Origin of the sequence: Ramlibacter lithotrophicus, from assembly GCF_012184415.1 — a bacterium.
Taxonomy (GTDB): Bacteria; Pseudomonadota; Gammaproteobacteria; order Burkholderiales; family Burkholderiaceae_C; genus Ramlibacter; species Ramlibacter lithotrophicus.
Genome location: NZ_VTOX01000014.1, coordinates 56687 through 72208 on the forward strand (window position 1 = coordinate 56687; position 15522 = coordinate 72208).

General features: G+C 69.6%; 11 protein-coding genes. 1 reads left to right on the top strand and 10 read right to left on the bottom strand.

Going from position 1 to position 15522, the window contains the following annotated elements:
* Positions 1–16: 16 nt before the first annotated feature.
* On the top strand, positions 17–517 hold the full coding sequence (locus RAMLITH_RS24885; protein ID WP_168110166.1) for a Smg family protein: 501 nt from the start codon (positions 17–19) through the stop codon (positions 515–517).
* Positions 518–548: 31 nt separating this feature from the next.
* On the opposite strand, the gene RAMLITH_RS24890 is transcribed toward RAMLITH_RS24885, so the two are convergent.
* From RAMLITH_RS24890 to RAMLITH_RS24935, 10 genes are all read right to left on the bottom strand, one after another.
* Positions 549–3194 (bottom strand): DUF1631 family protein, encoded by a 2646-nt coding sequence (locus RAMLITH_RS24890; RefSeq protein WP_168110167.1) that lies wholly within the window; start codon positions 3192–3194, stop codon positions 549–551.
* Between the two features lie 8 nt (positions 3195–3202).
* On the bottom strand, positions 3203–4156 hold the full coding sequence (secF, locus tag RAMLITH_RS24895; RefSeq protein ID WP_168110168.1) for a protein translocase subunit SecF: 954 nt from the start codon (positions 4154–4156) through the stop codon (positions 3203–3205).
* A 16-nt stretch (positions 4157–4172) separates the two neighbouring features.
* Positions 4173–6056 carry a protein translocase subunit SecD gene (gene secD, locus RAMLITH_RS24900; protein ID WP_168110169.1) on the bottom strand — a complete coding sequence of 628 codons (1884 nt, stop codon included), beginning with the start codon at positions 6054–6056 and terminating at the stop codon, positions 4173–4175.
* A 57-nt stretch (positions 6057–6113) separates the two neighbouring features.
* Positions 6114–6434: a preprotein translocase subunit YajC gene (gene yajC / locus RAMLITH_RS24905; protein ID WP_168110170.1), complete on the bottom strand. Its 321-nt coding sequence runs from the start codon at positions 6432–6434 to the stop codon at positions 6114–6116.
* Between the two features lie 108 nt (positions 6435–6542).
* Positions 6543–10103: an indolepyruvate ferredoxin oxidoreductase family protein gene (locus RAMLITH_RS24910; RefSeq protein WP_168110171.1), complete on the bottom strand. Its 3561-nt coding sequence runs from the start codon at positions 10101–10103 to the stop codon at positions 6543–6545.
* Between the two features lie 165 nt (positions 10104–10268).
* The gene (locus tag RAMLITH_RS24915) at positions 10269–10670 is read right to left on the bottom strand and encodes a hypothetical protein (protein ID WP_168110172.1); all 402 of its coding nucleotides are present in this window, start codon (positions 10668–10670) and stop codon (positions 10269–10271) included.
* Between the two features lie 76 nt (positions 10671–10746).
* Positions 10747–11898: a murein transglycosylase A gene (gene mltA, locus RAMLITH_RS24920; RefSeq protein WP_238344390.1), complete on the bottom strand. Its 1152-nt coding sequence runs from the start codon at positions 11896–11898 to the stop codon at positions 10747–10749.
* Positions 11899–12016: 118 nt separating this feature from the next.
* Positions 12017–12643: a response regulator transcription factor gene (locus RAMLITH_RS24925; RefSeq protein ID WP_168110174.1), complete on the bottom strand. Its 627-nt coding sequence runs from the start codon at positions 12641–12643 to the stop codon at positions 12017–12019.
* The gene (locus RAMLITH_RS24930) at positions 12643–14709 is read right to left on the bottom strand and encodes an ATP-binding protein (protein ID WP_202883329.1); all 2067 of its coding nucleotides are present in this window, start codon (positions 14707–14709) and stop codon (positions 12643–12645) included. The genes RAMLITH_RS24925 and RAMLITH_RS24930 overlap by 1 nt, the downstream gene beginning before the upstream one ends.
* Positions 14706–15512 (bottom strand): carbon-nitrogen hydrolase family protein, encoded by an 807-nt coding sequence (locus RAMLITH_RS24935; protein ID WP_168110175.1) that lies wholly within the window; start codon positions 15510–15512, stop codon positions 14706–14708. The genes RAMLITH_RS24930 and RAMLITH_RS24935 overlap by 4 nt, the downstream gene beginning before the upstream one ends.
* Positions 15513–15522 lie beyond the last annotated feature (10 nt).

The following is a 15522-nucleotide window of genomic DNA, read 5'->3' on the forward strand; positions in this document are numbered from 1 at the left end:
TGGGCTATATTGGGGAATGTTTGAAGTGCTCGTTTTCGTCTACGAACACTACTGGCGCGGCGACGCGTGCCCCGAACTGCCCCAGCTCGAACGGCGGCTCAGCGCGCACGGGTTCGAGCCCACCGAAATCCACGAAGCCCTGGTCTGGCTGGACGGCCTGAACCTCGCGGCCCAGAGCACCTGCCTTCCGGATGCCGACGCCCGGCCGCTGCCCGATGCGCCCGACGCCGGGTCCGCGCAGTCGACCGGCAGCATGCGCGTCTACTCGGTCGCCGAACAGGGCCACCTCGGGGCGCAGTGCCTCGGCTTCATTTCATTCCTGGAATCGTCCGGCGTGCTGCCGCCGGCGATGCGCGAGATCGTGGTCGACCGCGCGATGGCGGCGCCCGGCGACCCGGTCGCCCTGGACGACCTCAAGATCATCGTCCTGATGGTGTACTGGAGTTTCGGGCAGGAGCCGGACGCGCTGGTGCTGGACGAGCTCTGCGACGACAGCGACAACCGCCTCGCGCACTGAGCGCGATTGCACGGCGCCCGGCGGGGCCTCCTTACTGCAACAGCCGTTCCGGATTGGCGTCGAGCTTGGCGAGTGCCTCGCGCGTTGCGCGAACGGTGAGCGCTTCTTCCTCGGTCGGCAGCAGCAGCCCTGCCTGCAGGTAGGCGGCCAGCCGCTTGGCCTGGATCAGGTAGCTGCGGCCATCGGGCGCCGCGAACAGGTGCAGCTGTCCACGGTCGCTGCGCCATGCGTACTGCACCTGCCTGGTCGCGCCGTTGTGATCCAGCGAGAACCAGTGGCCCAGCTGCAGTTCGGCGGCCCAGGCGACCATCGCCGAACTCGGCTTGGAGCCGCCATCGGCGATCACCTCGATCATCGACGCATCGATGCCCAGCATCAGCTCGATGCTTTCGGCGTCCAGCGGCAGTTCGGTGCTGGAGTCCGCCGTCATGACGAAATCCTCGAGGTGCGCCAGCCGTTCGGCCATGTCCTCGATGCGCTCGCGCGGGATGGCCTCGGTCTTCAGCAGGAACGCGTCGGCCAGGATATCGCCGATCAGCTTGATCTGGGACTCCTGGTCGGGGCCTTCCATGCCGATCAGTGACATGCCGTGCCGCAGCCGCTGCAGCAGGCGGGGCAGATCCTGGATCACCCGTGCCCGCTCGGCCCGGTTGGGCTTGGCGCTGGCCGCCCAGACCAGTTCCGAGGCGCATTTCTTGAGCGCCAGCGTGTCCTCGTGCTGCGCGCCGTGCTTGACGGCGGCGAGCGCCAGCACCTCCGCCCACACCTTGAACAGGAACTCGCGGATCTCCTCGCGAACCGGAATTTCCGCCAGCATCGTGCGCAGCTCGATCGTGTACTGCACCGCCAGCGTTTCCTTCTGCTCGACCTGCTGCGCCACCGTGACAAGGCGCTGGGTCGGCCCCTTCTCGGTCAGGAACCGGGAGAGGAACTGGAGGAACTCGTCGTAGACCAGCTGGAACACCCGGCGCCCGGTTTCCGGGTATTGCTCGATCACCTGCACCACCCGCTTGATCTCGATCTCGAGCGCGCTGCCGCTGATGTCCGTCGCGTTGAAGCCGAGCACGCAGGAGCCCATCCGGTCGATCAGCTGGCGCGCGGGGTGCTCCAGGGAGCCGAAGAACTCGGGCTCGGCGATGGCCACCCGCAACACCGGCATCTGAAGCCGCGCGAACCAGACCCGGATTGCCGGCGGGATCCGCTCTTCGGCCAGGATGCTCTGGAACATGAGGGCGACGATCTCGATGATCGCCTTCTCGGTCTGGGTGCCGGCCTTCTTCTTCAGCTCGCCGGTGCGCCGCCGCAAGTCGCCTGCCACCTGCTGCACCGCGGCGGCGTCGTAGACGATGCCGCCGGTGTCGATGCCGGTACGCATCTGCTGCTGCGTGTCGCGCTGCGTGGCCTGCTCGTGCGCGATGGCATCGGCCAGCGCCGGCGAAGGACTCGTGACCGCGCCGCCGTCGAAGCCCACGCGTTCCTTGAGAAAGCGCTTCAGCTGGCCCAGCACGCCGGCCCCACGCAGCACCTGGCCGCGCAGGCCGGGCCGCGAGGTCATCATCCGGGTTTCGTCGGCCACCCCGCCGCGCGCGCCGGCCGCAGGTCCGGCGCCCGGCTCATGATGGCCGGGGTACCCGCCATCCTGCGTGGGGCCGGGGCCATACTGGCCGGGCCCGGGGCGAGGCCCGCCTTCGTACCCGCCGCCCTGGCCGCCGCGATAGGCCGGCTGGCCTTGTGGTTGCGCTCCCTGCGAGTGCCCTGCGCCCTGGTAGCCGCCGGCCTGCGATCCGCCCTGGTAGCCGCCTCCCTGGTAGCCGCCTCCCTGGTAGCCACCGCCCTGGTAGCCACCGCCCTGGGCGCCGCCTTGATAGCCACCGCCCTGGTAGCCGCCGCTCTGGTAGGCCCCCTGGCTGCCGGCGTCATAGCCGCCCTGGTAACCGCCGGCCGACCCCTGTCCGTCGTAGGGCTGCTCGGCCTGGTCGTAACCGTGCGGTTCGCCGTCCGGGCGCCGGCCGGCAGGCGCCGGCGCCGCGCGCTTCACCCGCCGGCTGAGGTCGATGTCCCGCACCACGCCCTTGTCGATCAGGTATTCGTTGGCGGCCTTGTAGGCCTTGAGCAGCTGTTCTGCCAGCCCGGCCTGGACGATGTCGTGCACCATCGTCCATTGCTCCCGGGTCAGCCCTGCCTTGTCCCACTGTTCCACGACGATCTGCGTCAGCGACTCCGGGCGCAGGACGTCCGCGCCTTCGAGCGCGTCGTCGCCCTCGAGGTGCTGCATGCGCACGCGCAGGTCGTTGAGCTCCCACGACGACTTCTCGCGGATCGCCAGCGCCAGCCGCGACGACAGGATCTTGCGCTCCACCACCTCGTCGCCGATCAACTCGAGGCTCACCGCCTCCATCCGCGTGCGCCCGGTGCTGGTCGGCGGCGCGATCGCCTTACGCCACTCGGCGCCGGTGGCCCGCACCCAGTCCGGGCCCTTGCGCTCGACTTCGATCAGCGCGTCCCGCAACTCGTACATCTCCTTGGCGTTGAGGGTGTTTTCACCCAGCTCCGCCAGGCGCGCCCTGATCGCCTGCTGCATCGGCGCCAGCGCCGCTTCGAGGTGCGTCACGAACTGCTCGCGCACGCGGCGGGCCAGCGCCGAGGCGGATTCGCGGGGAGGACGCTGGGTGCTCAAGAAGACCCCTATACGGCGGCGCCCGCGTTCGGGTCGTTGGGGTCCCCTTCCTTCCTGGGCTGGGACTTGACCAGGTCTTCGCGCTTGATGCCCAGCCACATGGCGATGGCCGCGGCGACGAAGACGGAGGAATAGATGCCGAACAGGATGCCGATGGTCAGGGCCATCGCGAAATAGTGCAGCGTCGGGCCGCCGAACAGCAGCATGGACAGCACCATGACCTGCGTGGAGCCGTGGGTGATGATGGTGCGGCTGATCGTCGACGTGATCGCGTTGTCGATGATGGCCACGGTGTCCATCTTGCGGTAGCGCCGGAAGTTCTCGCGGATCCGGTCGAAGATGACCACCGACTCGTTCACCGAGTACCCGAGCACGGCCAGCACGGCCGCCAGCACGGCCAGCGAGAACTCCCACTGGAAGAAGGCGAAGAAGCCCAGGATGATGATCACGTCGTGAAGGTTGGCGATGATCGCCGCCACCGCGAACTTCCATTCGAAGCGCACGGCCAGGTAGATCATGATCCCGGCGATCACCATGGCCAGCGCCTTGAGGCCGTCGGTGGCCAGTTCCTCGCCCACCTGCGGCCCGACGAACTCGGTGCGCCGCAACGTGACGCCGGGGTCCTGCGCCTTCAGGGCTCCCAGCACCTTCTCGCTTTGCTGCGCGGAACTCACGCCCTTCTGCGCCGGCAGCCGGATCAGCACGTCGCGGGAGGTGCCGAAGGTCTGCACCTGGACGTCCGCGAAGCCGAGCCCGGCGACGGTGCCGCGCACCTTCTCGACGTCGGCCGGCTGCGAATACCCGACCTCCATGACGGTGCCGCCGGTGAACTCCACCGACAGGTGCAGCCCCCGCGTGACCAGGAAGAACACGGCCGCGGCGAAGGTGACGAAGGAAATCACGTTGAAGACCAACGCGTTCCTCATGAACGGGATGTCCCGTCGGATTCGGAAGAACTCCACGTGAATGCCTTCTGCCTTACTCAGCCTTGGTTATAGCCGTATCCGCCTGGGGACGCCAGACCGTGCCAATGGAGACCGACTTCAATTTCTTCTTCCGGCCGTACCAGAAGTTCACCAGCCCGCGCGAGAAGAACACCGCGGAGAACATGGACGTCAGGATGCCGATGCAGTGCACGACCGCGAAGCCGCGCACCGGTCCCGAGCCGAAGGCCAGCAGGGCCACGCCGGCGATCAGGGTGGTGATGTTCGAATCGAAAATCGTCCCCCACGCCCGCTCGTACCCGGTGTTGATGGCGGCCTGCGGGGAGGCGCCGTTGCGCAGTTCCTCCCGCACCCGTTCGTTGATCAGCACGTTCGAGTCGATCGCCATGCCCAGCGCCAGCGCCATGGCTGCCATTCCGGGCAGGGTCAGGGTCGCCTGCAACATGGACAGCACCGCCACCAGCAGCAGCAGGTTCACGCCCAGCGCGACGGACGAGAACACGCCGAACAGCATGTAGTAGACGATCATGAAGACGCAGATGGCGAGAAAGCCCCAGGCGACGCTCTGGAAGCCCTTCTCGATGTTCTCCTTGCCCAGGCTCGGGCCGATGGTGTATTCCTCGATGATCTCCATCGGCGCCGCCAGCGCGCCGGACCGCAGCAGCAGGGCCACGTCGTTGGCCTCGGTGGTGGTCATCCGGCCCGAGATCTGCACCCGGCCGCCGCCGATCTCGCTGCGGATCACCGGCGCGGTGACGACCTCGCCCTTGCCCTTCTCGAACAGCAGGATCGCCATGCGCTTGCCGATGTTCTCGCGCGTGATGTCCTTGAAGATCCGGGCCCCCTTGGCGTCGAGCGTCAGGTGCACCGCCGGCTCCTGGGTCTGGCTGTCGAAGCCGGCCTGCGCGTCGGTGAGGTTGTCGCCGGTGAGGACCACCTGCTTCTTCACGACGACCGGCTGCCCGCCGCGCTCGATGTACTTTTCGGCGCCGAACGGCACCGGCCCGGTGCCGAGTTCGGCGGCACGGGCCTCGGCGCTTTCGTCCACCATCCGCACTTCCAGCGTCGCGGTGCGGCCCAGGATGTCCTTGGCCTTGGCGGTGTCCTGCACCCCCGGCAACTGCACCACGATGCGGTCCAGCCCCTGCTGCTGGATCACCGGCTCGGCGACGCCGAGTTCGTTGATGCGGTTGTGCAGGGTCACCATGTTCTGGCGCAACGCCTGCTCCTGGACGAGCCGCGCCGCTTCCGGCTTGATGCTGCCGACCAGCTTGAATTCAGTGCCGTCCGGCGTCTCCGCCACCAGCAGGTCGGCGAACTGGTCGGCAATGACGGCGCGGGCCTGCTGCAGCGTCTGGGCATCGCGCAGCCGCACTTCGACCGCCTGGCCGTTGCGGGTGATGCCGCCATGGCGGATGTTCTTCTCGCGCAGCACCGAACGCAGGTCGCCCGCCAGCGACTCCGCCTTTTTGGTCAGTGCCGCCTGCATGTCGACCTGCAGCATGAAATGGACGCCGCCGCGCAGGTCCAGCCCGAGGTACATCGGGGCCGCATGGAGCGCGGACAGCCACCGTGGCGAGCCGGAGATCAGGTTCAGCGCGACGATGTACGGCGCATCCGAAGGATCCGGGACCAGGGCCTTCTGGATCGCGTCCTTGGCCTTGAGCTGGGTGTCGGTGCTGTCCAGGCGCACCTTGACCGAGGACGCATCCAGCGACACCGCCTCCGGCCGGATGCCGGCGCCCGCCAGCGCCTGCTCGACGCGTGTGCGGGTGGTCCCGTCCACCTTGACGGTGGCCTTGGCCGACGAGACCTGCACCGCGGGCGCCTCGCCGAAGAAGTTCGGAAGCGTGTAGATCGCCCCCACGAGCAGCGCGATCACGAGGATCGCGTATTTCCAGGCCGGGTATCGGTTCATGAATATCGAAGACAGGAAGACAAAGCTCGCGTGGCGCGCAGCACCCGCGCTCTCACCTCACTTGATGCTTCCCTTCGGCAGGACCTGCACCACCGCGGTCCGCTGCACCTGCACTTCGACGCCGCTGGCGATCTCCAGGCCCAGGTACGCATCGCCCAGCCTGGTCACCTTGCCCAGGAGACCGCCCGCGGTGGCGACTTCGTCGCCCTTGGCCAGCGCGTCGATCATGGCCCGGTGCTCCTTCTGCCGCTTCATCTGCGGCCGGATCATGACGAAGTACAGCACCACGAACATCAGCACCAGCGGCAGCATGCTCATGAGGGAGGACTGCATGTCGCCGCCGGCGGCGGTTTGGGCATAGGCGGTGGAAATGAACACTTTGGCTCCAGAAAGAGAGTCGAATCGGCGCGGTCAAGCCGCCGGCGCGGATGCCGGCGGCGGAACCAGGGATTGTATGACGGGGGCCGCCCGCACCCGACGCCGGCCTCAGGCGGCCTGGCGGGTGGCCGCCGGCTGCCGCCACTGCTCCAGCAGTTGCTGCCACTGCACCCGCGCCGCCGCCAGGTTGCGCGCCTTGACGTGCCCGAATCCCTTGATCTGGTCGGGGATGCGCGCGATCTCGACCGCCAGCGCATGGTTGCCGGCATTCAGTCCGGCCAGCACCTGCTCGATGCTGGCCCGGTACTCGCCGATCAGCGCGCGCTCGGTGCGCCGCTCTTCGGTACGGCCGAAGATGTCCAGCGGCGTCCCCCGCAGGCCCTTGAGCCTGGCCAGGACCCGGAACACGCCGAACATCGCCGGGCCCCACTTGCGCTTGACCAGCTCGCCTTTTTCGTTCCGCTTGGCCACCAGCGGCGGCGCCAGGTGGTAGTGCACCTGGTAGTCGCCCTCGAACATGTCGGCGATCCGGTCCCGAAAGCCCGTTTCCGCGTGCAGGCGGGCGACTTCGTATTCGTCCTTGTAGGCCATCAGCTTGAACAGGTTCCGGGCCACGGCCTCGCTCAACGTCGTGCGCCCCAGCGACGCCTCGGCCGCTCGCACCTTCTCGATGAAGTCGCGATAGGCATCGGCATAGGCGGCGTTCTGGTAAGCCGCCAGGAACTCGACCCGGCGCGCCACCACCGTCTCGAGCGTTTCGCGCTTGCGCAGCTCGACCACCTGCGCCGGCGTGATCAGCTTCTCGACCGCCTCGGGGTCGTGCGCGGCCTGCCGGCCCCATTCGAAGGCGCTCTTGTTGTTCTCGACGGCGACGCCGTTCAGCTCCATGGCCCGCAGCAGCGATTCGCGGCCCAGCGGGATCAGCCCCTTCTGCCAGGCGTAGCCGAGCAGCATCGGGTTGGTATAGATGCTGTCGCCCATCAGCTTCGTCGCGGCCACATCGGTGTTGAACGCCGAAACCGACTGCGAACCCACGGCCTTGCCGATCTCGTCGGCACAGGCCTGCGCCGGATTGGCCCAGTTGCCGTTCTTGACGAAGGCCGCCGTCGGCGTGCTGTAGGAGTTCAGGGCGACCTTCGTGCGGCCTTCGCGCATGCGCAGCACGGTCTCCCTGCTCGCCGTGACGATCGGGTCGCAGCCGATCACCAGGTCGGCGGCCGCCATGCTGACCCGCGTCGTGCGGATGTCGTCGGGGTGGTTGCCGATCAGCACATGGCTCCAGGTGGCGCCGCCCTTTTGCGCAAGGCCGGCCGAGTCCTGGGTGACGATGCCCTTGCCTTCGATGTGCGCGGCCATTCCCAGCAGCTGGCCGATGGTGATCACGCCCGTGCCGCCCACGCCCGCCACCACGACGCCATAGGAGCCGCACACCGCCGGCAGCTGCGGCTCGGGCACCGGCCCGAGCTCGGCCGGCGAAAGCGCCTTGCCCTTGGCCTTCTTCTTCAGCTGGCCACCTTCCACCGTGACGAAGCTGGGGCAGAAGCCCTTCAGGCAGCTCGTGTCCTTGTTGCAGGTGCTCTGGTTGATCGCGCGCTTGCGGCCGAACTCCGTTTCCAGCGGCTCCACCGACAGGCAGTTGCTCTTGGCGCTGCAGTCGCCGCAGCCTTCGCAGACCAGGTCGTTGATCATGACCCGCACGGCCGGGTCGACCATGGTGCCGCGCTTGCGGCGGCGCCGCTTCTCGGTGGCGCAGGTCTGGTCGTAGATGATCACGGTGCAGCCCTTGACCTCGCGCAGCTCGCGCTGGGTGCGATCCAGCTCGTCGCGGTGCCGCACCTCGACGTCCGCCGGGAGCTTCGCGTGCCCGTACTTCTGCGGCTCGTCGGTCACGACCAGCACGCGCACGGCGCCTTCGGCGATCATGCTCTGCGCGATCTGCAGCACCGAATGGCCTTCCGGTCGCTCGCCGACCTGCTGGCCGCCGGTCATCGCCACCGCGTCGTTGTAGAGGATCTTGTACGTGATGTTCACGCCGGCGGCCACCGACTGGCGGATCGCCAGGAGGCCGCTGTGGAAGTAGGTGCCGTCGCCGATGTTCGCGAACACGTGCTTCTCGTTCGAGAACGGCTGCTGGCCGACCCACGGCACGCCCTCGCCGCCCATCTGCGTGAAGCCGACCGTCGCGCGGTCCATCCATACCGACATGAAGTGGCAGCCGATGCCGGCCATGGCGCGCGAACCTTCCGGGACCACCGTCGACGTGTTGTGCGGGCAGCCGGAGCAGAACCAGGGCGTGCGCTCGGACTTGACCTCCAGCACCTGCATGGCCCGCTCCTTGGCCTCCAGGATGGCCAACTGCGCGTCCATGCGGGCGGCTATGCCGGCGTCCACGCCCAGCTTGCGCAGGCGCTCGGCGATGGCGCGGGCGATCTGCGGTGGCGACAGCTCGGCGTTCGCGCGCAGCAGCGTGTTGGCGGCCGGGTTGGCCAGCGACCATTCGCCGCCGGAGTGGCCGCGCTCGTCGTCGCGGAACTTGCCGACGACCTTGGGCCGCGCGGCGTCCGGCCAGTCGTACAGCTGCTCCTTCACCTGGTACTCGATCATCTGGCGCTTTTCCTCGACCACCAGGATCTCGCGCAGCCCGCGCGCGAACTCGTGCGTGCCTTGCGCCTCGAGCGGCCAGACCACGTTGACCTTGTGCAGCCGGATGCCGAGCTGGCGGCAGGTCTCGTCGTCCAGGCCCAGGTCCAGCAGCGCCTGGCGAGTATCGTTGTACGCCTTGCCACTGGCCATGATGCCGAAGCGGTCGTCCGGCCCCTGGATGACGTTGTAGTTGAGCCGGTTGGCGCGGATGTACGCGAGCGCGGCGTACCACTTGTAGTCGAACAGGCGCGCCTCCTGGTCCAGCGGCGCGTCCGGCCACCGGATGTGCAGGCCGCCCGGCGGCATCTCGAAATCGGTCGGGATGCGGATCTCGACCCGCTCGGGATCGATCATCGCCGTGGCGGCGGACTCCACGATCTCCTGGATCGTCTTCATGCCGGCCCACACGCTGGCATAGCGGCTGAGGGCGAAGGCATGGATGCCCAGGTCCAGGATCTCCTGCACCGACGACGGGAAGAACACCGGCAGGCCGCAGGCCTTGAAGATGTGGTCGCTCTGGTGGGCGGCCGTGGAGCTCTTGGCCACGTGGTCGTCGCCCGCCACGGCGATCACGCCGCCCCACGGCGTGGTGCCGGCCATGGTGGCGTGCTTGAAGACGTCGCCGGAGCGGTCCACGCCCGGACCCTTGCCGTACCAGATGCCGAACACGCCGTCGAACCTGTGCGTGCCCGGCGGCGTGAAGCCCAGTTGCTGCGTGCCCCACAGCGCGGTGGCGGCGAGCTCCTCGTTGACGCCGGGCTGGAAGACGATGTTCTGCGCCTTGAGGTACCTGTCGGCCTTCCACAGCGCCTGGTCGTAGCCGCCCAGCGGCGAACCGCGGTAGCCGCTGATGAAGCCGGCCGTGTTCTTGCCGGCCCTGGCATCGCGCAACCGCTGCAGCATCGGCAGCTTCACCAGGGCCTGCACGCCGCTCATGAAGGCGCGGCCGTAGTCCAGCGAATACTTGTCGTCCAGCGTGACCGTCTCGAGGGCCTTGCGGATGTGTTCAGGCAGGGGAGCGTTCATCGACTTCTTGTCTCCATGTCGTGCCCTGGACACCGGACGCGTTGCGGACCGGCACCGGGGCCGTGGCGTTACGGCAGCTGCACAGTGTATGGCCGGCGTGCGGGAAAGTCTCCCGTGGGGCTGTCGCCCCAGCGGCACATACGAAAGGCTGACAGCGCGGTGCGCTCACTCGCGCACGCAGCGGGCGACCAGCGGCGGTTCCGCGGCACGCAGGATCGCCTCGGTGCCGGCGGTGCCGAGGCCGAACTCCGCCTTCCAGACGTCGTTGCTGTAGACCGTGTGCTGCGGCGTGACGCCGCCCGCGTCGCGCAGCAGCGTATGGCGGCCGCGCGGCCCCGCGTCGATGGTGACGGAATCCTCGCCATGCCGCACCGTGAAGACAATGCCCTGATCGCAGCGATATCGCGGCAGGCCAGCCGCGGCGGGCGCACTGGCCGGCGCCGCCGCGGGATCTGGAGCCGAATCGGGCGGCGCCCGCCGCGGCGACGTGCACGCGCCGAGCACGGCGGCGGCCAGCGCGGCGGCCAGCGCGGCTCTGCGGCGAGGAGTGGCTGGGAGGCTCGTCATGGCGCGCATTGTGCGGCCGGAAGCGGCGGCAGTGGCTCGTGCGCAAGGTCCGCCGGTCCCTGGCCACGCGGCGCGATCATCGCGACGGCTGGCGCGGCCACAGCACCCACAGCCGCAGCGGCTGCTTCAGCCGGCCGGCCAGCTCGCCCGCCTCGGGGCCCCAGCCGGCGAAAAAATCGGCCCGCACCGCCCCCACGATCGCGCTGCCCGTATCCTGGGCCAGCACGAGGCGCTTCAGGTCGACCAGGGGGCCGGGCGAGGCGAGCCACACCGGGGTGCCGTACGGGATGCTTTCCCGGTCCACGGCGATGGAGCGGCCCGGCGTCAGCGGAACGCCTTGCGCGCCGCGCGGCCCGAACGCGGCGTCGAGCGGCGACAGCGGCTCCTCGCGAAAGAAGATCGTGCGCGGATTGCTCCACAGCATTTCCTGCACACGGTGCGGGTTGCGCGCCACCCAGGCGCGGATGCCGGGCCAGGAAGCGTCGCGCAGGGCGCCCTGCTGCAGGAGCCAGCCGCCGACGCTGCGGTAGGGATGCTCGTTGCTGCCGGCGAACGCCAGCCGCACCAGGCGCTGGCTGCCGTCGCTTTCCGTGATCCGCACCCGCCCCGAACCCTGGATCTGCAGCACCAGCGCGTCGACGGGATCGGCCAGGTAGCCGATCTCGCGCCCGCGCAGCGCCGCCAGCGCTTCGGGCAGCGTGTCGATCTCCTGGCGCGAATACCAGGGCCGGCGGCTGGCGAGCGTGGCCGGCGGACGGTACAAGGGCACCGTGTGCGTCGCCGTGGGCTGGCGGGTGGCTTCCAGCAGCGGCTCGTAGTAGCCGGTCAGCAGTCCTTCGGTCGAACCGTCCAGCGGCTCCACCCGGTACGGCTGCAACTGCCCGGTCATCCAGGCCCGCTGCTCGTCCGCCGAACCCAGCATGAGCCGGCGCACCTGGGGGCACAGCGGCACGAACGCCGCGGGCGGTCGCTCGCAGCTGCGCACCCAGGCATTCCACGCTTCGTGCAGCGGGTCGTCGGCGAAGCCCGGCAGCTCGGACCAGGGCACCGGCACCCAGCGGCTGCGGCCCTGGGCCAGGACGGGGCCCGGCGCCGGCGCGGCGGACGCGGTGGCCTCGGCCGGCGCCGCGTCCGGCTCGGAGAGCGGCACGCTGGAACAGGCCGCGAGCGCTCCTACAATCAGCGCGACCACCACCCACACGCGAGATGCACCAAGGAACCGGTTCATGCTTCTGATCCTGCTGGAAGCGCTGCTCGCGCTGGGCCTGCTGCTGCTGATCGTGTGGTGGACCATGTTCTCCGGCCGCAGCAGGGGCGAGCCGCGGCGCGACGACGAGCCCTGAGCATCACAGCCGCCGCAGCATGTTGGCGAGCTCGACGGCGGACTTCACGTCCATCTTGTCGAAGACCCGCGCCCGGTGCACTTCCACCGTGCGCACGCTGATGTCGAGCTGATCGGCGATCAGCTTGTTGGGCAGCCCCTCGACCACCAGCCGCATCACGTCCCGCTCGCGCTCGGTGAGCTCGGTCAGGCGCGCCTGCAGCAGGTGTTGCTCCTGGCGCTCCTGCAGCACGTCGCCCGAGCGCCGCAGCGCCTGCTCCACCCGATCGACCAGCGCGTTGTCGGAGAACGGCTTCTCGCAGAAGTCGAAGGCGCCGCGCTTGACCATCGTCACCGCGGTCGGCACGTCCGCGTGGCCGCTGAGGAAGATCACCGGCATCACCTGCGCCAGCTGGCGCTCGACCAGCTTGTCGAACAACGCGAGCCCGCTCATCCCCGGCATCCTGACGTCCAGCAGCAGGCAGCACGGCCCCGACGGCTGCCAGCCCTGTTCGAGCATCGCGTCGAATTCCTCGGCCCCCGGGAAGCCTTCGCTCAGCAGGTGCCGCGAGCGCAGCAGCCAGGCAAGCGCCTCGCGGACGCTGGCGTCGTCGTCGACGATGAAGACGGTGGCATCGGTGGCGGGTTGCATTAGGCGGCGAGTGCGGCGACGGGGACCGGCGACTGCGGGAGCGTGAACCTGAAAATGGTACCGCGCGGCCGGTTCGGCTCGAACGCGAGCGAGCCGCCGTGCTGCTCCACCACCGTGCGGCAGAGGCTGAGGCCAAGGCCCATGCCCTCGGGCTTGGTAGTGAAGAACGGCGTGAAAAGCCGCGCCTTGACCTCGTCGGGAATGCCGGGCCCGACGTCGCTGACCGTGAATTCGAGCCGGTCGCCGGGCCCCGAGTCGCCGCTGGGCGCCGGCCGCACGTCGAACACCAGCGCCGGCGCGGCCACCCCGGCCTCGCCCATGGCCTGCATCGCGTTGCGCGCCAGGTTCAGCAGCACCTGTTCGACCATGGTGCGGTCGCAGAGGACCGGTGGCAGGCCGGCCCGCGCGCGCACCTGCACCCGCACGCCCAGCTCGCGCGCCTGCAGGCTCACCAGCGGCATGATCGCCTCGAGCAGGTGCTGCGGTGCGACCGGCTCGCGGTCCTTGTCGCTGCGGCGCACGAAGTCGTGCACGCTCTTGATCACCTTGCCGGCGCGCCCGGCCTGTTCGGCGATGCGGCGCATCGCCACTTCGATGTCGGCGATCGCGGGCGAGCCGGCGGCGCTCGCCGCGTGCGCCTTCAGCAGGTTGATCGAACCGGTGGCGTAGCTGGAAATCGCTGCCAGGGGCTGGTTCAGCTCGTGGCTCAGCAGCGACGCCATCTCGCCCACCGTCGCCAGCCGCGCCGTCGCCTGCAACCGCTCCTGGCTGGCGCGCGACAGCTCCTCGACACGGCGCTGCTCGCTGATGTCGAGGAAGGCGCTCATCCATCCGGTCTGCGTTCCCTGGGCGTTGATCAGCGGCGCCTCGATGATCAGGACCGGAAAGCGCGAGCCGTCCTTGCGCATGAAGACCGACTCGTAGCCCTCGCGCGGCGGGGCCTGGTGTCCGGCCAGGCGGATCTCCTGGCGCTTGGAGTATTCGTCCACCAGTTCCGGCGGCCAGTACGGCGCGGGATTCGAGTGCCCCATCAGCTCTTCCGGCGCAAAGCCGACCATCTGGCAGAACGCGGGATTGACGTACGTGATGCGCCCCTGCAGGTCGCGCGCGCGCAGTCCCGTCACCAGCGAGTCCTCCATCGCCTTGCGGAACGCCAGCGCCTCGGCCAGGTCCTGCTCGGCGCGCAGCCGCAGGCGCATGTCCTTGCCCAGCACGAACAGCACCACCACCAGCGCGATCGACATGGCCGTGACCAGCGCCGTGAGCACGTTCGGGAACAGGTCCGGGGCGCCGTGCCAGCTGTCGATGCGCAGGACGATCGTGTTGCCGGGCAGGTCCAGCAGCTGCTGCGCGGTGAACACGCGGCGGCCCCGGCGCGGCACGCCGTGCAGCGCGAGCCGGGTGCCGTCGGCTTCGGTGAAGGAGACTTCCTGGCTGCGCCGCAGCTGGGGACCGACCAGGGTCGCGAGGACATCGCCCAGCGAATAGGTGGCCACCACGTAGCCGCTCAGGCGGCCATGGGTCATGTGCGGCAGGCACAGCTCCATCACCTCGATTCCCAGCCCGTCGACCTGCGGCAGGAAGTAGCTTCCGGAATAGCCGGGCCCGCTCATGCGGCGGGCGCCGGCGCACGCCAGCGCCACGTCCGCCTGGGCATGGAGCCGGCCCATGCGCTCGAATGCCGGCCGGCGAAACGGCGAATCGGCGACGGCGACCGGCGCGAGCGCGGCGTCGCGCCACTCGATGCGCACCCACTCGGGGTGCTCCCGCAGCAGCGCGTGCGCCTCGCGGTCCCAGTCGTCGCGCTGGCCATGGGCCGATTGCAGGGCCAGCAGCAGCTGCACGTTGCGGTTCAGCGCCGCGCGGATGTCGCTGACCGCTTCCCCGGTATCGCGCTCCAGCTTGTCCTGCACCTGGCTCGCTTCGTAGCGGCCCGCCAGCCACACCAGCGTCACCAGCATGCCGGCGACCAGCGCCACCAGCAGGACCCACAGCGGCCAGCGCGCCAGCGGCGCGCCCACCTCGCCCGGCGCGGCCGCGACCGTCTCCCCGCCGACCGGACTCATAGGACGCGATGCTCCAGCGCGGGCAGTTGCACGCGGACGCTCGCCTGGCGCGCCGCGTCGAGTTCGGCGATCACTACGCCGGGGCCCTCCTCGCGCCGCCCGAGGACCTCGCCCCAGGGATCGACCAGCATGCTGTGGCCCCAGGTCCGGCGGCCGTTCTCGTGCTCGCCGCCCTGGGCCGGGGCGACCACGTAGGCGAGGTTCTCCACCGCCCGTGCGCGCAGCAGCAGTTCCCAGTGCGCCTGGCCGGTGACGTAGGTGAAGGCGCTGGGCACCAGCAGCACGTCCGCGGCCAGCGCGCGATACAGCTCGGGAAAGCGCAGGTCGTAGCACACGCTCATGCCGATGCGCCAGTCGCGGCCGGCGCGATCGCGCAGCACGAACGACGCCGTGCCGCCGCCGGCCTCGATCACGCGCGACTCGTCGTAGCGCTCGCGGCCGTTCTCGAAGCGGAACAGGTGGATCTTGTCGTAGCGCGCCACGCATTCCCCGGCCGGCGAGAACGCGAGCGACGTGTTGCGCACGTGGCTGGCGTCGGACGCCTCCAGCGGCAGCGTGCCACCGACCAGCCAGAGCCCGCACTCGCGCGCCGTCCGCGCGAGGAAGTCCTGGATCGCGCCGCCGCCGAACGGCTCGCGCACCGCCAGCTTGTCGCCGTCCCTGCGCCCCATGAGGCAGAAGTACTCCGGCAGCACCGCCAGCTCCGCGCCGGCCGCGGCCGCTTCGCGGACCAGGGCGCCGGCCTGCTCGAGATTGCCGGACACCGTGGTCCCCGACACCATCTGGATCGCTGCGACTTTCATGTCAGTCTCC